We start from the raw sequence: 20,684 nt of genomic DNA on the forward strand, positions 1-20,684 counted from the left end.
GCTCAACTCTTATGTGTGCTCGGGCGGGTTGATCTGCGATGTGTCGATCGCCGAGGCGGTGGTGCCCCACTTCTTGAGGATCCGGGCGTAGGTGCCGTCCTCGATCAGCTCGTTGACAGCTGCCTGGAAGGCCTTGGTGAGCGGGGAGCCCTTCTTGAAGGCGAAGCCGACGTCGAGGCGGTGGTACTCGCCGAGGAAGGCGGTCTGCGCCGCGGGCTGGGACGCCTGGTAGCGCAGGCCGTTGATGGTCGACATGATCACGTCGATGCGGCCCTGCTGGAGCGCGGTGAGCGTCGCGCCGTTCTCCGAGTAGACCTTCACCTCGTACGGCTTCTTGCCGGCCTTGGCACACACGTCCTTCTGTGCGGTGAGGGTCGTCTCGAAGGTGGTGCCGGCTCCGGTGCCGATGGTCAGGCCGCACAGCTGGGTCAGGTCGGTGACCTTCTTCTTGAGCGTGGTGGTGCCCTTCTTCACCGCGAAGCCCTGGCCGTCGTTGATGTAGGTGACGAAGTCGACGGTCTTCAGGCGCTGGGTGGTGACGCCGAAGTTGCCGGTGCCGACGTCGTACTTGCCGCTGCCCAGGGCGGGCAGGATCGTTTCGAACGAGGCGTCCTGACGCACCGCCTTCACACCGAGGATCTTCGCCACCGCGTCGGTGATGTCGATGTCCTGGCCCGCGGGTGGCTTGCCGGGCCCGTCCGGGTAGTAGGCACCGGGCGGGAACCCGATCGAGCTGCCGATGCGCAGCGTGCCCGCCTTGCGGACGTCGGCGGGCAGCAGGGCGGCGACCGAGTCCACCTCGCGTACGGCGGCGACCGGGTCGTCGGTCGGCGCGGAAGACTGCGCGCCCACCGGACCGGTCCCGGCCGTGCCGCCGGAGCCGCAGGCCGTCAGCGCCAGGGCGGGCAGCAGCACGAAGGCGGCGGTGCCGCGTAGACGGGTGCTGATCGTGCGGATGTTCACTGTGTGAGGGCCTCTCCGAGGTGTTTCTCGAACGGCAGCGGACCGATGGACTCCGGGTCGGCCTCCGTGTCGAACAGCGGGGTGTAGCCGGTGGCCAGATACAGGGCGCGGGCCTCGGGCTGGCGCGGGCCGGTCGTGAGGAAGATCCGCCGGTAGCCGCGGAGGGACGCCTCGTGCTCCAGCTCGGCGACCACGCGCCGGGCCAGACCGCGCCGCCGGTGGGCGGAGTGGGTCCAGATCCGCTTCAGCTCGGCCGTGGCCAGGTCGTACCGGCGGAATGCGCCGCCCGCGACGGGTTCGCCGCGTTCCAGGAGCAGCAGGAGCAGACCGCCGTGCGGTTCGGTGAACTCGTCGTCGGGATAGCGGGCGATCTCGGCGTGCGCGTCCCTGCCGTAGCGGCGGGAGTACTCGTTGCCGAGTTCGAGCAGCAGCGGTTCGACGCGGGGGTCCGAGACGGGGACGTGAATGAATGTCAGTTCCGGTGCGGACGTCATCCGTTCACCGCCGTGAGATTCTGCGTCCCGCGGGCCGCCCGCTCGGCGTCGCGCTTGGCGACCTCCTCGCGGACGATCGGAATCACGTACCGGCCGAAGTCGATGGCGTCACCCAGCAGGTCGTAGCCCCGGGCGGAGAGGATGTCGACACCGAGGTCGTAGTAGTCGAGCAGCGCCTGGGCGACCGTCTCCGGCGTGCCGACCAGCGCGTTGGAGTTGCCCGCGCCACCGGTCGCGGCGGCCGTCGGGGTCCACAGGGCGCGGTCGTAGCGCTCGCCCTCGTCGGCAATGGCGATCAGCCGCTGCGAACCGGCGTTCTGCGGCTGGGCGAGCCCGTTGTGACGCTTGGTGATCGACTCGCCCTTCTCCTTGCGGGCCTTGATCGCGCCGACCGTGCGGTGGGCCTTCTCCCAGGCCAGTTCCTCGGTCGGGGCGATGATCGGGCGGAAGGCGACCTGGACACGCGGCACGTCGGTGCGGCCGGCCGCCCTCGCCGCGGCCTTCACGTTCTCGATCTGCTCGGCGGTCTTCTCCAGCGGCTCGCCCCACAGGCAGTAGACGTCGGCCTCGGCGCCCCCGGCGGCGTACGCGGCGGGCGACGAGCCGCCGAACGACACGTCGGGGCGGGGCTGCTGGACCGGGAAGACGTCGCTGACGAAGTCGTGGAAGCGGTAGTGCTCGCCCTCGTGGTCGAAGGGCTCGTGCGTCGTCCAGATCTTCTTGACGATCCCGATGTACTCGCGGGTGCGGGCGTAGCGCTCGTCCTTGCTGAGCGTGTCGCCCTCGCGGCCCTGTTCGCGGTCGTTGCCGCCGGTGATGAAGTGCACGGTCAGGCGGCCCTCGCTGATCCGGTCGAGGGTCGCGAAGGTCTTGGCGGCGAAGGTCGGGTACGAGACGTTGGGCCGGTGGGCGAGGAGGATCTGGAGGCGGTCCAGCCGGCTCGCGATGTACGCGGCGGCCGGTGCCGGATCGGGTGATCCGGAGCCGTAGGCGAACAGCACCCGGTCCCAGCCGTGGTCCTCGTGTGCCCGGGCCAGCCGGAGCGTGTACTCCTTGTCGAAGGCGGCGCCGGAGCGCGGGGTCGTTTCGGAGCCGTCGTTGGTCGCGGCGATGCCAAGGAACTCCACGGGCATGGGAGTGGCCTTTCAGGGATGGCGGCGGCACGCGGGCATGGCGGAATCGCCTTGCGTGCGGGCATGAGCGAACAGACCTTCAGGCAGACAGGTCGGTGCAGTCGTGACGACGTCGAGCGTCGGGAGAAGCGGGGCTGCGGCAGCGCGCGTGAAGAGAGAGCTCGGCCCGCGACGGGGTCACCGAGGGAGGGAAGGGCCGGTCAGACGGCCCGCTGCCGAGTCAGGCGCAACACGCCGCGGACCACACCCGACCGAAGTCGATGTGATCGCGCGTGACCAAGCGCTGCTGGGCATTCATGCGACTACTTGAGCAGTACATCGCTGCGCTCGTCAAGCAGCGCCCGGATACCGGACCGCCTCGACCAGCGCCTCTCTGCGCGCTGTTGACACATCGACGCCACGGGCACATACGATCGACGGCGGACCGGCTCCGCGATGCGCGGCAGCCTCTCCGGCCGCGTTGAGGGACGCGGCGAATGTGACGACGCCGAGCCCCGGCCGCACCGTACGCACGCAGCGCCTGTGCCGTTGCGCTCCCTACGGGTGCCACCGGGTGGTCACCCCGCCTGCGATTCCCTTCCCCCCGGAGAGCCTCTCCATGGTCATGTCTTCCGAAGTCACGCCAGCCCCTGCCGCGAAGCCACCGCATCGAGTGGGCGCCCTCGGCCCGGACGTGCCGCGGATCGTGCCTCGCCGGCACCTCGGCCGGTGGCTGACCGCTGCGGTCGCCCTGCTGCTCTTCGCGATGGTGCTCAACTCCGTCGTCCGCAACCGGGCGTTCCAGTGGGACGTGGTGGGCCAATACTTCACCACCGCCGCCGTGCTCGAAGGGCTGCTGCTCTCCCTGTGGCTGACGGCTGTGGTGATGGTGCTCGGCTTCCTGCTCGGCACCGTGCTCGCGGTGATGCGGCTGTCCGCCAACGCAGTGCTGCGGACGCTGAGTTGGGGCTATGTGTGGATCTTCCGGTCCACTCCCCTGCTGGTGCAGCTGCTGTTCTGGTTCAACATCGGCGCGCTCTACCCGACGCTCGGCCTCGGCATCCCGTTCGGCCCGCAGTTCATCACCGTCAAGACGGTCAACCTGCTCGGCCCCACCCTGACGGCCGTCATCGGCCTGACCCTGCACGAGAGCGCCTACGCAGCCGAGGTGGTGCGCGGCGGCATCCTCTCCGTGGACTCCGGGCAGACCGAGGCCGCCCAGGCACTCGGTCTGAGCAGACGCCGCACGCTGCGCCGGATCGTTGTCCCCCAGGCGATGCGCTCCATCGTGCCGACCGCCGGCAACATGCTGATCGGCACCCTCAAGGGCACCAGCATCGTCAGCGTGCTGGCCGTGCACGACCTGCTGTACTCGGTGCAGCTGATCTACAACCAGACCTACCAGGTCATCCCGCTGCTGATGGTCGCCACCCTCTGGTACATCGCCGTCACCACCGTGCTCAGCGCGGGTCAGTTCTACGTCGAGCGGTACTACGCCCGCGGCAACTCCCGCGCCCTGCCGCCCACTCCGCTGCAGCGGCTGCGGGGCCACCTGACCGCCGTACGCCACCGGCTGAGTGCGGCGACCGCTGCCGACGCCCGCCCGGCGATCGGCGGTGACCGGTGAGCAGCACCCCCTCCACGGCCGTCCTGGTCATCGTCGGCGCGGGCCCGCGCGCCACCGGCCTGCTGGAGCGCATCGCCGCCAACGCACGCGAACTGTGGGACGGGTCACGGGAGTTGCGCATCCACCTTGTGGACCCGCACCCGCCCGGCCCGGGACGCATCTGGCGGCACGAGCAGTCGGCGCTGCTCCGGATGAATTCCATGGCCGAGGACGTCACCATGTTCACCGACGAGTCGTCCACCATCGAGGGCCCGGTGCGGCCCGGCCCGTCGCTCGCCGAGTGGGCCGCCCAGTTCTCCGGCCGGGGCCCACGCCACACCCCGTACGCCGAACCCGCCGACCCGGAAGTGCTCGCCGAACTACGCACGCTCACCGGGGCCGACTTCCCCACCCGCCGCGCGCAGAGCGCCTACCTGGACTGGGTCTTCCGCAGGACGCTGACCGAGCTGCCACCCTCGGTCACCGTCGAGTGGCACCGCACCACCGCGACCGCCGTCACCGGCCCCCCGGACGGCCCGCAATACGTGCACCTCGCCGACCGCGCCACCCCGCTCACCGCCGACCTGGTGGTCCTGGCCCAGGGACACCTCGGCTCCACGCCCACCGCCGAGCACCGCGACCACGCCGCCTTCGCCCTCCGCCACGGCCGCTTCCACCTCTCGCCGGAGTTCTCCGCCGACGCCGACCTGTCCGGGCTGCGGCCCGGCGAGCACGTCCTCCTGCGCGGCTTCGGCCTGGCCTTCATCGACCTGATGACGCTGCTCACCGAGGGCCGCGGCGGCACGTACCGCACCGAGGCCGACGGCACCCTCACCTACCTTCCGTCCGGTCGCGAGCCCGTCCTGCACGTCGGGTCGCGGCGCGGGGTGCCGTACCACTCCAAGACCCGCTACCGGCTCCAGGGCCCTCGGCCCCCGCTGCCGCGCCACTTCGGGCCCGAGGCGGTCGACGCGCTGCTCGCCGAGGGACGCCCGCTGGACCTGCGGTGCGATGTGTGGCCGCTGATGGCGAAGGAGATCGGCTTCGGCCACTACCACGAGCTCTTCCACGCCCATCCCGAGCGCACCGCTCTTCCCTGGGCGGATTTCATCGCCGCGTACGACCGTCTGGGCTGGTACGACGACGACATGGCGGCCCTCGTCGCCACGGCGGTACCCGATCCGGCGGACCGCCTGGACTTCGAGGTCCTGGACCATCCGCTGGACGGACTCGCGTTCCCGACGGCGGACGCGCTCCAGGAGCATCTGCGCGAGCACATCGCCGAGGATGTCGCCCGCCGCGAGGACCCGGAGTTCAGCGCCGACCTCGGAGCGTTCCTCGCCCTGCTCTCCGTCTACGGCCAGCTGCCCCGTCTGGTCGCCGCGGGACGGCTGACCGCGCGGTCCGTCGCCGAGCGACTCGACGGCTGGTGGCACGGCTTCTTCAGCTTCCTCGCCTCGGGCCCGCCCGGCTTCCGCCTGCGTCAGCTCCTCGCGCTGTCCCGGGCCGGCATCGTCCACTTCCTGGGCGCCGACGTCCGCATCGGCACCGACGAGAGCACCGGCACCTTCACCGCGACCAGCTCCACCGTCCCCGGGCACATCTCCCACGCCACGGCCCTGATCGAGGCGTACCTGCCCGGCCCCTCCCTCGACCGCACCGAGGACCCCCTCCTGCGCGACCTGCACCGGACCGGCGCCCTCACCGAGGAGGTCATCACCGACCCCACTCACACCCACCGCTCCGGCCTGCTCGCGGTCTCCCCCGCGGAGGGCCACCTCGTCGACCCGTCCCTCGGCAGCCCCCATCCCCGCCGCATCGCCCTCGGCGCCCCCACCAACAGCCGGGCCGTCGCCGCCTTCGCCCGCCCTCGCACCAACGCGCCGGCCTTCCGCCAGAACGACGCGGTGGCCCGCGTGCTCCTGCGCGCCCTGAGCACCACCGAGGCCGGGACGGCAACGTCTCAGGTGGACGGCCCGTCTCTCAGAGTGTGAGACCTTCCCTACTTTTCCTATGGAATTACTAGGGAAGCCTTGACGGTGTTCACCCAGGGTGCGCAGGATGATGAACATGTCCCGTACACAGCAACGACTCGTTCGTCGTCGGCATGTCGACTTTGGTCACGTCGTCAGTGCCGCCTGCTGTCGCGCGTGAGGCACGCGGCTCACACCTTCACCGTGCCGCTCCGCCCCCGCCCTTCCCAGGCGTCAGGTGAGGTCACCCACTACGCCTGACGGCCCGACACTCTTCCGAGGGACAACCGCCATGACCACGGCACTTCCGGCCCAGGCCACCCCACACGATCCGCCACTCTCCGACACACCCCGTCTTCGCCTGGTGGGCGATACCGCGCGGAGAGGCACCCAGGGAAACACTTCTGCCCCGCTCGTCAGCTACCTCGTGCTCGTCCCGGAGGGCACCGATCCCGCCGAGCTCTTCGTCAAGGACAGGCCGCGGCCCGAGATCCGACCGGTCGTCGCCGCGGAGCCGGCCCCTGACCGGCGGACGGGAGACGACGTCGTCCGCATCGATCCCGCGCGCCATGTCGCCGAGGTGGACGGGCGTGAACTCGACCTCACCTACCTGGAGTTCGAGCTGCTTGCGCATCTCGTTCGGCATCCCCACCACGTACAGTCGCGCGACGGGCTGGTGGCCGCCGTCTGGGGCTACGACCACATCGGCGACGGCCGCACCGTGGATGTCCACGTCGCCCGCCTGCGTCGCAAGCTGGGCCGGGCTCACCGGCACCGGATCGTCACCGTTCGGCGCGTGGGTTACAAGTACGTGCCCGACCAGCAGGTGAGCCCCGACGCCGCGCTCTGCGGCCGACCTTGAGGAGACCACTTCCATGGGCCTTGCCTCCGCGCCGTCCCGCCCCACCCCGCCATCCGACATGACCGCACCCGGCCGAGCTCACTGGCTGCGCGTGGCCCGTGAAGCGGCGGACGACCTGGCCACGGACACCGTGGCCAGGGAGCAGGCGGGCAAGGCCCCGTTCGACGAGGTGTCCCGGCTGCGCGAGGCGGGACTGCTGTCGCTCCTGATGCCGGCCGGGTCCCAGGAAGGCGGCGCGGACTGGCTGACGGCTTACGCCGTCGTCCGGGAGATCGCCCCAGCCGACGGCGCGATCGGCCAACTGCTCGGCTCTCACTACTTCCTGTCGTGGAGTGCCCGCTTCTTCGCCGGGCCCGCTCTCGCCGCGCAGATCGAGGAGCGGTCCGCGGCCGAGGAGTGGTGCTGGGGCGGCGGTTTCGCACGTCAGGAGCCGCCTCTGATGCTGGCCAGGACCTCCCACGGACTGGTGCTCGACGGTCGGCAGAGCTATACCACCGGGGTCCTGGTCGCCGACCGTCTCGCCGTGCGCGCCGTGCGGAAGGACACGGGTGAGCCACTCGCCGTCGTGGTGGATCCCGCCCGTCGCGGTGTGACGATCGACGGCGACGCCGACCCCTTCGGCCAGCGGCTCGCGGCCGGCGGCAGCGTGGAGTTCGACGACGTACCGGTGGGTGCCGACGACGTGCTCGGCTCCCTGTCCGCGGACGAGGACTTGCTGTCGCCCCGGGCCGCCCTGGCATCTCCGGTCGGGCGTCTCTTCTCCGCCCAGCTCCTTCTCGGCATGGCCGAGGGAGTGCTCGCCGAAGCCCGTGAGTTCAGCAGGACGGGCCACGCGCCCTGGCACCCCGCCTGGCCGGCCGGTACCCCGCAGGACCCGCAGGTGCAGACCGCCTACGGAGAACTCACCGTCCTCACCCGCTCCGCGTCGGCACTCACCGATCAGGCCCTGGAAGCCGTGCGGGGCGGCCTTGAGCGCGGCGACGACCTCACCTACGACGAGTCCGCGGACATTTCCGCCCTCGTGGCCATGGCCGAAACCGCCGCGGCCGGGGCAGCGCAGGAGTCCACCACCCGCGCCCTGGAAATCGTCGGTGCCCGCTCCACCTCCGCGCGGCTGGGCTTCGACCGGTTCTGGCGCAACGCCCGAACCCACACCCTGTACGAGCCCGTCACCCACCGGCTCCGCGACGTCGGACACTACTTCCTCAACGGCGCCCACCCTCCGTTCGTCCTGCCCGCCTGACCAGGAGGCGATACTGGACGGACGTTCATTCAGAGGGCTGCCATGACATGGTCGACGGGGCTGGCAGGTCTGACCGCCGGCCTGCTCATAGCGGTGGTGACCGCGCCGGTGGGCGTTTCGGGAGCGGTGTTCCTGCTTCCCGTGCAGTTGAGCGTACTCGGGGTGCCCAGCCCGGCGGTCACGCCCACCAACCTGCTGTACAACGTGGTGGCCGGGCCCGGCGCCCTGCTGCGCCACCACCGCGAGGGGCTGCTGCACAGCGCGCTGACGCGCCGCCTGGTGGCCGGCACGCTGCCGGGTGTGGTCATCGGCGCCGTGGTACGGGTCTTCGCCGTCCCGGGGGCCACCGCATTCCGCCTCTTGGTCGCGGCTCTGCTGATGCCACTGGGCCTGTGGCTCATCGGGCGAACCATCCGGCCCACCCGGCCGGCCCCGGCTGCGGAACCCTCCCCCCGAACCATCACCGGACTGTCCCTGGTCGTCGGCGTTGTCGGCGGGATCTACGGGATCGGCGGCGGATCCATCCTCGGCCCCGTCCTGGTCGGCCGGGGCATGCCCGTCGCGCGGGTGGCGCCGGCCGCCCTCGCCTCCACTTTCGCCACCTCCGTGGCCGGTGCCGCGGCCTTCGCGCTGTTGTCCCTGACCGGCTCCGGTGACATCGCCCCTGACTGGCACCTCGGCCTGGCCTGCGGTCTCGGCGGACTGGTCGGGGGCTACCTCGGTGCCTGTCTGCGACCTCGTCTGCCCGAGACCGCACTTCGCCTCCTGCTCGGCGTCCTGGCCGCCGTCCTCGGTGCCCTCTACGCCGTGCAGTCACTGCGCTGACGGCCGGGGCCGACGCAGACGACGGTCACCACGCCGCCGCCCGTCCGGAGAATTGTGAACACCGCACTTCGTGCGCATGTCGCACCGTTGAGAATATGAGACGCGTCCGCAAGCGACATTGACCTGGCTGGATTCCGCTGCAACTCTCGTGGCTGTGAGCAATTCCGAGACCCTCGCCGCGCGCCTGCACGTCGATCTGCGACGTCAGGCCAGCGCCATCTGTGCCGCCGGTCGCCGCACTCACTGACAGGCACAGCTCCCTTCGCTCCATTTCACAGCCGGCTTCTGCGCCAAGCCGCTGTTTTCGCAAACGTCAGGCTCGTCGTAGCCCTTTTCACCGGGGCCTCTTTCCGCCATTCGACGTCTGCATTTCCCTGACCGGTTTCCTGAACAGGACCCTTCCATGGCCACTACGGCATCGACCCGACGTCAGTTCCTCACTCTGCTCGGTCTCTCGACGGTGGCGGTGAGCTGCGGCACGGCCGCGACCGGAGCCACGTCCGGCAAGGGCCGGACCAAGACGCTCCGGTACCAGGGCTGGGCGGGTCAGGTGACCTTGCCGGAGCTGGCCGAGGATCTCGGCTATCTGGAGGACCTGAAGCTGGAGTGGGTCGGCAACACCATCAGCGGGCCGCAGGACATCCAGTCCGCGGCCACGGGCCAGGTCGACTTCGGCGGCGCGTTCAACGGCGCGGTCGTCAAACTGGCCGCGAACAACGCCCCCGTCAAGGCCGTCATCAGCTACTACGGGGCCGACAAGTACGCCTACAACGGCTTCTACGTCCTCGAGGACAGCCCGATCCGCTCGGCCCGGGATCTGCTCGGCAAGAAGGTCGGAATGAACACCCTCGGAGCTCACTCCGAGGCCATGCTCGACATCTATCTTCAGCGCGGTGGTCTGTCCCGGGCGGAGATCGGCAAGGTCGAACCGCTCGTGGTACCCCCGGTCAACACCGAGCAGTCGCTGCGGCAGAAGCAGATCGATGTGGCCGTGCTCGGCGGCATCCTGCGCGACAAGGCACTGGCCACCGGTGGCATCCGCCCGCTCTTCACCGACTACCGACTGCTCGGTGCGTTCAGCGCCGGCACCTACGTGATGACGGACCGCTTCCTGAAGCAGAACCCGGACACGGCCCGGATCTTCGTCACCGCCGTGGGGCGGGCCATCGAGTGGTCCCGTTCCACTCCGCGCGACGAGGTCGTCGCCCGGATGACGGACATCGTGAACAAGCGCGGCCGCAACGAGGACACCGCGCCCCTGAAGTACTGGCGGTCCTACGGTGTGGCCGAGAGGGCGGGCCTGATCACCGGCAAGGAACTCCAGCTGTGGATCGACTGGCTGGCCGACCGCGGCGACATCCAAAAGGGCCAGGTCACGCTGTCGGACCTCTACACCAATGAGTTCAACGGCAATGCGAATTCCTCCTCCGCACCGAAGAGCGGGAGCTGATCCCATGCCGGAATCCACCACACCCAAGATCGTGTTCGAGGACGTACGGAAGGACTTCACCGTCAAGGACAGGACGGGAACTCGGCAGCCAACCCGGTTCACCGCCCTTGACGGTATCGATCTGGAGATAGCGGCCGGTGAGTTCATCGTCCTGGTCGGTCCCAGCGGCTGCGGCAAGTCAACACTGCTGGATCTGCTCGGCGGACTCGCCCGCCCCACCGGCGGACGGATCCTGCTGGACGGCGAACCCGTCACCGGACCGGGCCTGGACCGAGGCATCGTGTTCCAGCAGTACGCGCTGCTGCCGTGGCGCACGGCGCAGGGCAATGTCGAGTTCGGCCTGGAGGCCACCGGCGTCCCCCGACGTCAACGTGGGGCACGGGCCAGGGAGTTCCTGGATCTGGTCGGCCTGACCGGGTTCGAGGACCGCCATCCTCATGAGCTGTCCGGCGGGATGCGGCAGCGGGTGGCGATCGCCCGCAGCCTCGCCTACGACCCCGATGTGCTGCTGATGGACGAGCCGTTCGCCGCGCTGGACGCCCAGACCCGGGAGTCCCTGCAGGACGAACTGCTGCGCATCTGGCAGCGCACCGGCAAGACCGTCGTCTTCATCACGCACGGCATCGACGAAGCCGTCTACCTGGGACAGCGCGTCGCCGTCATGACGTCCAGGCCGGGCCGCATCAAGCAGATCGTGCCGATCGCCCTCGGCTCCCGTACGGCGACGGACGACCTCCGCTCCAGCCCCGAGTTCGCGCGCCACCGGCACGAGATCTGGTCGCTGCTGCACGACGAGGTGGCCAGGGCCCAGCAGTTGGAGAAGGAGGAGGCTTCCGTATGAGTCCCACAACCGGCACGGCCACCGACGAGACCACGGCGAGGGGCTCGGAGAGCACCGCCGCGCCCGGCCCGGCCCTCTCCACCGCCGCGTCCGCCGGGTCCGCTGGGCTCGCGCCACCTGGCCTCGGCCTCGTACCGTCGGACGCGCGCCGAGCCCCTTCCTCCAGGGCCCGGATCCGCCGGGCGGTCCGCCGACTGCCGTACCTGCTGCTGAACGGGGCGACCAAGTCCGCGGCGATCGTGGCTCTGCTGTTGCTGTGGGAGACCGCACCTCGACTCGGCCTGGTCGACCGGACCTTCCTGCCACCCTTCAGCGAGGTCGCCCGCGCGTGGTGGGGGCTGGCTGTCGACGGTCAGCTCGCCGACAACGCGCGTGCCAGTCTGACGCGTTCGTTCAGCGGATTCGGTCTCGCGGTGGCCGTCGCGGTGCCGCTCGGGCTGCTGATCGGCTGGTACCGGCCGATCGCCGACCTCCTCGGACCGCTGCTGGAGGTGTTCCGCAACACCGCCGCGCTGGCCCTGCTGCCGGTGTTCGTGCTGCTGCTGGGCATCGGCGAGACTTCGAAGATCTCCATCGTGGTGTACGCGTGCACCTGGCCGATCCTGCTCAACACCATCAGCGCGGTCCGCAACGTCGACCCGACCCTGCTGAAGCTGGCGAAGTCGATGGACCTGTCCGCGCCCCGTCTGTTCCAGAAGGTCATCCTGCCGGCCTCGGTGCCGGTGATGTTCACCGGCATCCGGCTGGCGGGAGCGGTGTCCATCCTGGTGCTGGTCGCCGCCGAGATGATCGGCGCCAAGGCAGGCCTCGGCTATCTGATCAACGCCTCGCAGTACAACTTCGCGATCCCGCAGATGTACGCGGGCATCATCACGATCTCCGGCATCGGCGTGATCTTCAACCAGTTTCTGGTGGCCATGGAGCGGCGGCTCAGTTCCTGGCGCATACCGGTCGGCGGCTGACTCGGCCGCCCTCTCGTCCCACCGTCTTCGCCGATCCCTTCCTTCTCCCGATCGTCTCGATCACCCGATCCGAGGAACCCCATGACCGCGACCAGCCCCCCCGGCGCCTGCATCTCAACGCCTTCCTGATGAACGCCGGCCACCACGACGCCGCCTGGCGCCACCCCCGCACCCAGCCCGAACGGGTCACCGATCTGCGCTACTTCCAGCAGCTCGCGCAAACCGCCGAGCGCGGCCTGCTCGACTCGGTGTTCCTCGCCGACGGCCTCGCCCTGTGGGGCAAGGTCCGGCACAACGCCCTCGGCGGCTTCGAACCACTCACCCTGCTGTCCGCCCTCGCGGCCGTGACCGAGCACGTCGGCCTGATCGCCACCGTCTCGACCACCTTCAACGAGCCTTTCCACACCGCCCGCAAGTTCGCCTCCCTGGACCACATCAGCGGCGGCCGGGCAGGCTGGAACATCGTCACCTCCGGCACCGTGAACGAAGCCCGCAACTTCAGCCGGGAGGAGCACCTGGAGCACCGGCTGCGCTACGAGCGGGCGCGGGAGTTCATCGAGGTCGCCACCAAGCTGTGGGACAGCTGGGAGGACGACGCGGTCCTGCTCGACCGTGAGCGCGGCGTCTACGCCGACACCGACAAGGTGCGGGAGATCGACCACCGCGGCACGCACTTCGGGGTGCAGGGACCCCTGAACGTACCGCGCAGCCCGCAGGGGTATCCGCTGCTGGTGCAGGCCGGCTCGTCGGAGGACGGCAAGGAGTTCGCCGCCCAGTACGCCGAGGCCGTCTTCACCGCCCAGCAGACCCTCGCCGACGGCCAGGCCTTCTACAAGGACCTCAAGTCCCGGCTCGCCCGCTACGGCCGCACCGAGGACCAGCTGCTGGTACTCCCCGGCATCGCTCCCGTCATCGGCTCGACCGAGGCTGAAGCCCGCGCCCTGGAGCAGGAACTGACGGACCTGCAGGTCCCCGAGTACGGGCTCGCCCAGGTGTCCGGGATGCTCGGCACCGACCTCACCGGGCTGCCGCTGGACGGGCCACTGCCCGAGCTGCCCGAGGAGCGGGACATCAACGGCAACAAGAGCCGCTTCACGCTCGTCGCCGAACTCGCCCGCCGCGACGGCCTCACCCTGCGCCAGCTCATCGCCCGCCTCGGCGCCGGGCGCGGGCACCGGGTGTTCGCCGGCACCCCGGAACAGACAGCCGACCAGCTCCAGGAGTGGTTCACCCAGGGCGCCGCCGACGGTTTCAACATCATGCCGCCGCATCTGCCGGGCGGTCTGGAGGACTTCGTCGACCACGTCGTGCCGATCCTGCAGCGGCGCGGCCTGTTCCGAACCGAGTACACCGGCCGCACCCTGCGCGAGCACTACGGCCTCCCCCGCCCCGCCAACCAGCTGGCCGCGGCGGCCGTAGGAGAAGGGCAATTCGCATGACCGGGCCGGACCTCACCGCGGACGTCCTGGTGATCGGCGGCGGTCCCGCGGCCACCTGGGCCGCGCTCAAGGCGGCCCAGGACGGAGCGGACGTCGTCCTCGCCGACAAGGGCTACTGCGGCACCAGCGGCGCCACCGCCTCCGCCGGAACGGGCGTCTGGTACGTGCCCCCGGAGTCCGCCGCGCGGGAGGCCGCCATGGCGAGCAGGGAGGCACGGGGCGGGTATCTGGCCGACCGACGCTGGATGACCCGGGTGCTGGACCAGACGTACGCCGGGATGAACGAGCTGGCCGCTGCCGGCCGCTACCCCTTTCCCACAGGGCCGGACGGAAAGCAGCTCAGGAACGGCCTGCAGGGACCGGAATACATGCGCAGGATGCGCATCCGCGTCCAGCGCGCCGGGGCCCGCGTCCTCGACCACAGCCCGGTCACCGAGCTGCTCACCGACACCTCCGGAGCGGTCGGCGGAGCCAGGGGCCACCGGCTGCGGGCCGGTCAGCCCTTCCAGGTCCGCGCCGGGGCAGTCGTCCTGGCCACCGGCGGCTGCGCGTTCCTCAGCGGCGCGCTCGGCTGCAACGTCAACACCGGCGACGGCGCGCTGTTCGCCGCCGAAGTGGGCGCGGAGCTGTCCGGCATGGAGTTCTCCAACGCGTACGGCATCGCGCCCGAGGGCACCTCCGTCACCAAGACCGCGTTCTACTCCTTCGCGACCTTCTACCGCGAGGACGGCACGGTCCTGGAGGGTGCCGCCAGCCAGGGCGGCCGGTCCGTGATCGCGCGTGCGCTGCTCAGCGAGAAGGTGTACTGCCGACTCGACCGGGCGGACGCGGCGGCCCGGCAGGCGATGCGGCTGGCCCAGCCGAACTTCTTCCTCACCTTCGACCGGCTCGGCATCGACCCCTTCACCCAGCCCTTCGCCGTCACGCTCCTCGCCGAGGGCACCGTGCGCGGCACCGGCGGCATCCGCATCACCGGCGACGACTGCTCCACCACCGTCCCCGGACTGTACGCGGCCGGGGACGCGGCGACCCGTGAGCTGATCTGCGGTGGCTTCACCGGCGGCGGCAGCCACAACGCGGCCTGGGCCATCTCCTCCGGCACCTGGGCCGGCCGGGGCGCAACCCGCCACGCCCGCTCGCTCGGCGCCGGCGCCACCACGAGGCGGCTGGTGGCCGCGGGCGGTGCGGGGCTCCGGCCCGCCGGGACACCCGGCCCGGCCGACGGCTTCCGGGACGTCATCACCGCTGTCCAGGGCGAAGTGCTGCCGTACGACAAGAACTACCTGCGCCACGGCGACCGGCTCACCGCCTCCCTGGAGGTGCTCGACAGCGTGTGGGAGGAGTCGCGCGCCTCCCTGCACGCCGCGGGCGGAGACACCGTACGGGCCAGGCAGGCGGCGGCCATGGTGGCGCACGCCCGCTGGATGTACTCCGCGGCGCTCGTGCGCACCGAGACCCGCGGCATGGCCAAACGGCTCGACTTCCCGGCACAGGACCCCCGTTGGCACCACCGCATCGTCACCGGCGGCCTCGACCAGGTGTGGACCCGCCCCGAGCCCCTGACGACCGCACCACCCGCATCGACGGCACCGGCCGCACCACTGGAGGTGATCTCGTGATCGAACTGGTCTCGGCGGAACGCTGCATCACCTGCGACAAGTGCATCAAGGTCTGCCCGACCAACGTCTTCGACCGGGGCGAGGACGGCATCCCGGTGCTCGCCCGCCGCGACGACTGCCAGACCTGCTTCCAGTGCGAGGCGAACTGCCCGGCCGACGCGCTCTACGTCGCGCCCCTGACCAGCCCGCTGCCCGACGACTCGACCGCCCGCGACGAGGACCACCTGGCCCGCACCGGCCTGCTCGGCAGCTACCGCCGGCACATCGGCTGGGGACGGGGCCGCACCCCCGGCGCGCTACGGGCCGTCGGCCCTCCCCTCGGACCCCCGGGATCCGGGGGAACGTCCCCACCCATCACCTCCTGACGACCTCCCGACTGATCACCTCCTGAAAGGAACACCCGCACATGACCACCAGCACCGGCTTCGACATCCGCAGGATCGGCGGCCGTATCGGCGCCGAGATCCACGGTGTGGATCTCTCCGGCGACCTCGAACCCGCCCTCGTCTCCGAAATCAACTCCGCGCTTCTGGAGCACAAGGCGCTCGTCTTCCGCGACCAGCAGCTCGACGACGCGGGCCAGCTCCGCTTCGCCTCCCTCTTCGGCGAACTCACCACCGCCCACCCCACCGTCCCCTCCGTGGACGGGCAGCCGCAGATCCTGCCCGTCGACGGCGACGAGGGCATCCGCGCCAACCACTGGCACACCGACGTCACCTTCGTCCGAACGCCCCCGAAGGCGTCCACGCTGCGCAGCATCGTGGTCCCGCCCTACGGCGGCAACACCCTCATCGCCAACTCGGCCGCCGCCTACCGGGATCTGCCCGAGCCGCTGCGCGAGCTGGCGGACCGGCTGTGGGCCGTGCACACCAACGCCTACGACTACGCCGCCCCGAAGAACGAGAAGGCCGCCGAGCACCGCAAGCGGTTCGTCTCGCGCAAGTACCGCACCGTCCACCCGGTCGTCCGCGTCCACCCCGAGACCGGCGAGCGAGGCCTGTTCATCGGCGGCTTCGCCCAGAGCATCGTCGGCCTCGGCCCGTCCGACTCCCGTGACCTGCTGCGCATCTTCCAGTCGTACGTCACCCGCCCCGAGAACATCGCGCGCGTGGCCTGGACGCCGGGCGACCTCGTCCTCTTCGACAACCGCATCACCCAGCACTACGCCCCCGACGACTACGGCGACCTGCCCCGCCTGCTGCACCGGGTGACCGTCGCCGGCGACGTCCCCACCGGGATCGACGGCACCCCCAGCCACGTCCTCGAAGGCGACGACGCCTCCCACTACACCCCCGCCGTGGCCTGAGCACCTCGGCCGCCGGGCAGCGGACACCCGTCCCTGCCCGGCGGCCCGCCCGCGACGAACGCCGACCGAAGCCGTACGGGACAATGTGCACATGCGGATCTCAGCCAGAGCGGACTACGCGGTACGTGCCGCACTGCAGCTCGCCGCGTCCCGGGACGACGCGCCCCTGAAAGCCGAGGCCATCGCCTACGCCCAGGACATTCCGCACAAGTTCCTCGAAAGCATCCTGAACGACATGCGCCGGGGCGGCCTCGTGCTCAGCCAGCGCGGCGGCAACGGCGGCTACCGGCTGGCCAGGCCCGCCGAGTCCATCAGCATCGCCGACGTCATCCGCACCGTGGACGGGCCCCTCGTCTCGGTGCGCGGCGTCCGCCCGCCGGACCTGACCTACACCGGCCCCGCCGAGTCGCTGCTCCCCCTGTGGGTCGCGCTGCGGTCCAACGTGCGCGAGATCCTGGAGGGCGTGTCGCTCACCGACGTCGTGTCGGCCCAACTGCCCGCCGATGTCCTTGCGTTGACAAACGCCCCAGGTGCCTGGGGAAACCCCTGACACACTGGACCAATAACCACCGGTCCCAAAAAGCGAGAAAACATCGTCCATCATATGGACGACCCCTTGGGGTGGACGCTCACTTCTGCCACGATCCCTAGCAACCAGGTAGGAAAACTAGGAATCTGCGGGGTGGGGTCGTCATGCGAACGCGCAACCGCACGGCCCTGTTGCCGCCCCTCCTGACCTCGCGTCGCCACATCGACTTCGGCCGTACCTCCAGCGCCATCTGTCAGCTGGTCTGAGACTCTCCGCGCAATCCGCACGCCCCCCCACACCGCTGCGCCCCTGCCGTCCCGCCGGGATGGCGGGCGAAGCGGTGTGCCGGTGTGTATCAGCAGGCTCCACGCCTCCCGTGCCGTGCTCCCTGAACGCCCTTCCCTTGAGAGGACACCTCTGTGTCTGCCGCAAGACCGCTCACCACCCTGCGCACCTTCGCCGTCCTCGCGGCGCTCCCCCTGCTGCTGACCGCCTGCGGCTACGGCGCCGAGTCCACCGACGACGGCAAGCAGACCGAGGTCGCGGCGGACGCCAAGAAGCTCTCCGCCGACGAAGTGAAGATCGGCTACTTCCCCAACCTCACGCACGCCACAGCGCTGGTCAGCGTCCAGGAAGGCCTGCTCCAGAAGGAGCTCGGCGGCACCAGGATCAAGCCGTCCACCTTCAACGCCGGCCCCTCCGAGATCGAGGCGCTGAACGCCGGTTCCATCGACATCGGCTGGATCGGCCCGTCCCCCGCCATCAACGGCTACACCAAGTCGAACGGCAACAACCTGCGCATCATCAGCGGCTCCGCCTCCGGCGGCGTGAAGCTGGTCGTCAACCCCGAGAAGATCAAGTCCCTGAAGGACGTCAAGGGCAAGAAGATCGCCACCCCGCAGCTCGGCAACACCCAGGACGTCGCGCTGCTGAACTGGATCTCGGAGCAGGGCTGGAAGGTCGACGCGCAGAGCGGTAAGGGCGATGTCTCCGTCGTCCGCACCGACAACAAGATCACGCCGGACGCCTACAAGTCCGGCTCGATCGACGGCGCCTGGGTGCCGGAGCCGACGGCGTCCAAGCTCGTCGCCGAGGGCGGCAAGGTGCTGCTCGACGAGGCCGACCTGTGGCCCGACAAGAAGTTCGTGATCACGAACATCATCGTCCGGCAGGAGTTCCTGAAGAAGCACCCGGACGTCGTCGAGGCCGTGCTGCGCGGCTCGGTGAAGACCAACGCGTGGATCAACGCCAACCCGGACAAGGCCAAGGCCTCGGCCAACGAGGCGCTGAAGGAGGAGTCCGGCAAGGCACTGCCCGCCGAGGTCATCGACCCGGCCTGGAAGTCCATCACCTTCCTCGACGACCCGCTGGCGTCCACCCTCAACACCGAGGCGGAGCACGCGGTGAAGTCCGGTCTGCTGGAAAAGCCCGATCTGAAGGGCATCTACGACCTCGCACCGCTGAACAAGGTCCTCAAGTCCGAGGGCAAGGACGAGGTCGACGACGCCGGTCTCGGCGCCGAATAGCCGAGTAACCGAAAACCGGATCCGATGAGTTACCAGGAGGTGACGACCATGGCCACCGCGGTCGCCAAGGCTGCACAGGACGCCACAGTTGTGACGCACGCCGCCCGCATCGAGCACGTCTCGAAGTCCTTCCCCGCGCCGGGCACGCCCGGCGGACAACAGCTCGTACTGGACGACATCACGCTCGACGTCGCACCCGGCGAGTTCGTCACCCTCCTGGGAGCCTCCGGCTGCGGCAAGTCCACCCTGCTCAACCTGGTCGCGGGACTGGACCTGCCCTCCGCCGGCTCGATCGACACGGACGGCCGACCCGCCCTGATGTTCCAGGAACACGCCCTGTTCCCATGGCTGACCGCGGGCAAGAACATCGAACTCGCGCTGAAACTGCGCGGGGTCGCGGGGCCGGACCGCCGCCAGGAGGCTGAACGGCTGCTGGAACTCGTACGGCTGCAGGGCGCGTACCGCAAGCGGGTGCACGAACTGTCCGGCGGCATGCGGCAGCGCGTCGCACTGGCCCGGGCGCTGGCCCAGGACAGCCGACTGCTGCTGATGGACGAGCCGTTCGCCGCGCTGGACGCCATCACCCGCGACGTGTTGCACGACGAACTGACTCGTATCTGGCGCGAGACAGGACTGTCGGTGCTGTTCGTCACGCACAACGTGCGCGAGGCGGTGAAGCTGTCGCAGCGGGTGGTGCTGCTGTCCTCCCGACCGGGACGGATAGCCCGGGAATGGACCGTCGGCATTGCGCAGCCACGCCGCATCGAGGACAGCGCGGTCGCCGAGCTGTCCGTCGAGATCACCGAGGAACTGCGTAGGGAGATCCGCCGCCATGGCCAGCACTGACACCGGCGTCGTCACCGGGAAGGACGGCTCGTCGCCAACCGGGGAGCCACAGGACAGCCAGGATCTGGCGGGGCTGGAGGCCGGGCTCGACGCACTGGACTCGGTGCAGACCGGTCGCACACCGCTGCGCGAGACCCTGATCCGCAAGGTGCTGCCGCCCATCACGGCCATCGCACTGGTCCTGGTCATCTGGCAACTGCTGGTGTGGGCCGGGATCGTCCCCGACTACAAGCTGCCGTCACCGTCCGCGGTGTGGGACGAGGTGACCGTCGCCTGGCGGCAGGGCACGCTCCTCGACTACATCTGGACCAGCGTCTCGCGCGGTCTGCTCGGCTTCCTGATGGCACTCGCCATCGGCACGCCGCTCGGCCTGCTGGTCGCCCGCGTCAGGTTCGTCCGCGCGGCCATCGGCCCGATCCTGTCCGGTCTGCAGTCGCTGCCGTCGGTCGCCTGGGTGCCGCCGGCCGTGCTGTGGCTGGGCCTCGACAACTCCATGATGTACGCCGTGATCCTGCTCGGCGCGGTCCCCTCCATCGCCAACGGCCTCGTCGCGGGCATCGACCAGATCCCGCCGCTCTTCCTGCGCGCCGGGCGCACCCTGGGCGCGACCGGGCTGCGCGAGTCCTGGCACATCGTGATGCCGGGGGCGCTGCCCGGCTATCTGGCGGGACTGAAGCAGGGCTGGGCGTTCTCCTGGCGCTCACTCATGGCCGCCGAGATCATCGCCTCCTCGCCCGACCTCGGCGTCGGCCTCGGCCAGTTGCTGGAGAACGGACGGAACAACGCCAGCATGTCGCAGGTCTTCCTGGCCATCTTCCTGATCCTGCTCGTCGGCATCGCCATCGACCTGCTGATCTTCAGCCCGCTGGAACGGCGGGTGCTGCGCGGGCGGGGACTGCTGGTCACCCGCTGAAGGAACGGAAAGTGCCAGCCTGCGCCAACAGGGACAAGTCACCGGCCGTCCGTGTCAAAGAGCCGGCAACCGACTGCACAGTCGGCGCGTTGCCCAGGCGGGGCAGCGCGCCGACTGCGCGACGATCCGGTGGTCTCACGCACACGGTGGGTGTGCGCTTGCCGAGCCACGCCTC

21 protein-coding genes are annotated in these 20,684 nt (G+C 70.2%); 18 read left to right on the plus strand and 3 right to left on the minus strand.

From position 1 onward, the window contains the following. Positions 1–9: 9 nt before the first annotated feature. From CP976_RS04190 to CP976_RS04200, 3 genes are read right to left on the minus strand one after another with little or no spacing between them, the layout of a single operon-like run. Positions 10–963, minus strand: a complete 954-nt coding sequence (locus CP976_RS04190; RefSeq protein WP_373304919.1) for an ABC transporter substrate-binding protein — start codon at positions 961–963, stop codon at positions 10–12. Then, positions 960–1,457 carry a GNAT family N-acetyltransferase gene (locus CP976_RS04195; protein ID WP_150479072.1) on the minus strand — a complete coding sequence of 166 codons (498 nt, stop codon included), beginning with the start codon at positions 1,455–1,457 and terminating at the stop codon, positions 960–962. Before CP976_RS04195 ends, CP976_RS04190 begins: the two co-directional genes overlap by 4 nt. Then, positions 1,454–2,590 carry an LLM class flavin-dependent oxidoreductase gene (locus tag CP976_RS04200; RefSeq protein ID WP_150479073.1) on the minus strand — a complete coding sequence of 379 codons (1,137 nt, stop codon included), beginning with the start codon at positions 2,588–2,590 and terminating at the stop codon, positions 1,454–1,456. The genes CP976_RS04195 and CP976_RS04200 overlap by 4 nt, the downstream gene beginning before the upstream one ends. 598 nt (positions 2,591–3,188) lie before the next feature. Between CP976_RS04200 and CP976_RS04205 the strand changes: the two genes are divergently transcribed. The 18 genes from CP976_RS04205 to CP976_RS04280 all read left to right on the plus strand — a co-directional run bounded on the left by CP976_RS04205 (position 3,189) and on the right by CP976_RS04280 (position 20,509). After that, a complete protein-coding gene (locus tag CP976_RS04205) occupies positions 3,189–4,196 on the plus strand; it encodes an amino acid ABC transporter permease (protein WP_150479074.1) in 1,008 nt (335 codons plus the stop codon). Further along, positions 4,193–6,169: an FAD/NAD(P)-binding protein gene (locus CP976_RS04210; RefSeq protein ID WP_150479075.1), complete on the plus strand. Its 1,977-nt coding sequence runs from the start codon at positions 4,193–4,195 to the stop codon at positions 6,167–6,169. Before CP976_RS04205 ends, CP976_RS04210 begins: the two co-directional genes overlap by 4 nt. Before the next feature lie 271 nt (positions 6,170–6,440). Continuing rightward, positions 6,441–7,010 carry a winged helix-turn-helix domain-containing protein gene (locus CP976_RS04215; protein ID WP_150479076.1) on the plus strand — a complete coding sequence of 190 codons (570 nt, stop codon included), beginning with the start codon at positions 6,441–6,443 and terminating at the stop codon, positions 7,008–7,010. A gap of 13 nt (positions 7,011–7,023) precedes the next feature. Continuing rightward, complete coding sequence (locus CP976_RS04220; RefSeq protein ID WP_150479077.1) at positions 7,024–8,253, plus strand: acyl-CoA dehydrogenase family protein; 1,230 nt, start codon at positions 7,024–7,026, stop codon at positions 8,251–8,253. 42 nt (positions 8,254–8,295) lie between these two features. Further along, positions 8,296–9,078, plus strand: coding sequence for a sulfite exporter TauE/SafE family protein (locus CP976_RS04225; RefSeq protein ID WP_150479078.1), 783 nt, complete (start codon positions 8,296–8,298; stop codon positions 9,076–9,078). Positions 9,079–9,232: 154 nt separating this feature from the next. Continuing rightward, positions 9,233–9,325, plus strand: a complete 93-nt coding sequence (locus tag CP976_RS44635) for a putative leader peptide (protein WP_359032849.1) — start codon at positions 9,233–9,235, stop codon at positions 9,323–9,325. A gap of 156 nt (positions 9,326–9,481) precedes the next feature. Continuing rightward, positions 9,482–10,528 carry an ABC transporter substrate-binding protein gene (locus CP976_RS04230; RefSeq protein ID WP_150479079.1) on the plus strand — a complete coding sequence of 349 codons (1,047 nt, stop codon included), beginning with the start codon at positions 9,482–9,484 and terminating at the stop codon, positions 10,526–10,528. 4 nt (positions 10,529–10,532) lie between these two features. Continuing rightward, positions 10,533–11,369: an ABC transporter ATP-binding protein gene (locus CP976_RS04235; RefSeq protein WP_150479080.1), complete on the plus strand. Its 837-nt coding sequence runs from the start codon at positions 10,533–10,535 to the stop codon at positions 11,367–11,369. Further along, positions 11,366–12,331 carry an ABC transporter permease gene (locus tag CP976_RS04240; RefSeq protein WP_208838929.1) on the plus strand — a complete coding sequence of 322 codons (966 nt, stop codon included), beginning with the start codon at positions 11,366–11,368 and terminating at the stop codon, positions 12,329–12,331. Before CP976_RS04235 ends, CP976_RS04240 begins: the two co-directional genes overlap by 4 nt. Positions 12,332–12,459: 128 nt before the next feature. After that, on the plus strand, positions 12,460–13,770 hold the full coding sequence (locus CP976_RS04245; RefSeq protein ID WP_150479081.1) for an LLM class flavin-dependent oxidoreductase: 1,311 nt from the start codon (positions 12,460–12,462) through the stop codon (positions 13,768–13,770). Continuing rightward, positions 13,767–15,389, plus strand: a complete 1,623-nt coding sequence (locus CP976_RS04250) for an FAD-dependent oxidoreductase (protein ID WP_150479082.1) — start codon at positions 13,767–13,769, stop codon at positions 15,387–15,389. The genes CP976_RS04245 and CP976_RS04250 overlap by 4 nt, the downstream gene beginning before the upstream one ends. Next, positions 15,386–15,754 (plus strand): 4Fe-4S dicluster domain-containing protein, encoded by a 369-nt coding sequence (locus tag CP976_RS04255; RefSeq protein WP_150479083.1) that lies wholly within the window; start codon positions 15,386–15,388, stop codon positions 15,752–15,754. Before CP976_RS04250 ends, CP976_RS04255 begins: the two co-directional genes overlap by 4 nt. 41 nt (positions 15,755–15,795) lie before the next feature. Continuing rightward, positions 15,796–16,695 carry a TauD/TfdA dioxygenase family protein gene (locus CP976_RS04260; protein ID WP_150479084.1) on the plus strand — a complete coding sequence of 300 codons (900 nt, stop codon included), beginning with the start codon at positions 15,796–15,798 and terminating at the stop codon, positions 16,693–16,695. Positions 16,696–16,786: 91 nt separating this feature from the next. After that, the gene (locus CP976_RS04265; RefSeq protein WP_150479085.1) at positions 16,787–17,245 is read left to right on the plus strand and encodes an RrF2 family transcriptional regulator; all 459 of its coding nucleotides are present in this window, start codon (positions 16,787–16,789) and stop codon (positions 17,243–17,245) included. 143 nt (positions 17,246–17,388) lie between these two features. Continuing rightward, positions 17,389–17,490: a putative leader peptide gene (locus CP976_RS44455; RefSeq protein ID WP_338055604.1), complete on the plus strand. Its 102-nt coding sequence runs from the start codon at positions 17,389–17,391 to the stop codon at positions 17,488–17,490. 153 nt (positions 17,491–17,643) lie between these two features. Next, positions 17,644–18,750, plus strand: a complete 1,107-nt coding sequence (locus CP976_RS04270) for an ABC transporter substrate-binding protein (protein ID WP_150479086.1) — start codon at positions 17,644–17,646, stop codon at positions 18,748–18,750. A 48-nt stretch (positions 18,751–18,798) separates the two neighbouring features. Further along, positions 18,799–19,596, plus strand: coding sequence for an ABC transporter ATP-binding protein (locus tag CP976_RS04275; RefSeq protein WP_150485218.1), 798 nt, complete (start codon positions 18,799–18,801; stop codon positions 19,594–19,596). Beyond that, the gene (locus CP976_RS04280; RefSeq protein WP_150479087.1) at positions 19,583–20,509 is read left to right on the plus strand and encodes an ABC transporter permease; all 927 of its coding nucleotides are present in this window, start codon (positions 19,583–19,585) and stop codon (positions 20,507–20,509) included. The genes CP976_RS04275 and CP976_RS04280 overlap by 14 nt, the downstream gene beginning before the upstream one ends. Positions 20,510–20,684: the final 175 nt, after the last annotated feature.

The organism is Streptomyces coeruleorubidus, from assembly GCF_008705135.1.
Taxonomy (GTDB): Bacteria; Actinomycetota; Actinomycetes; order Streptomycetales; family Streptomycetaceae; genus Streptomyces; species Streptomyces coeruleofuscus.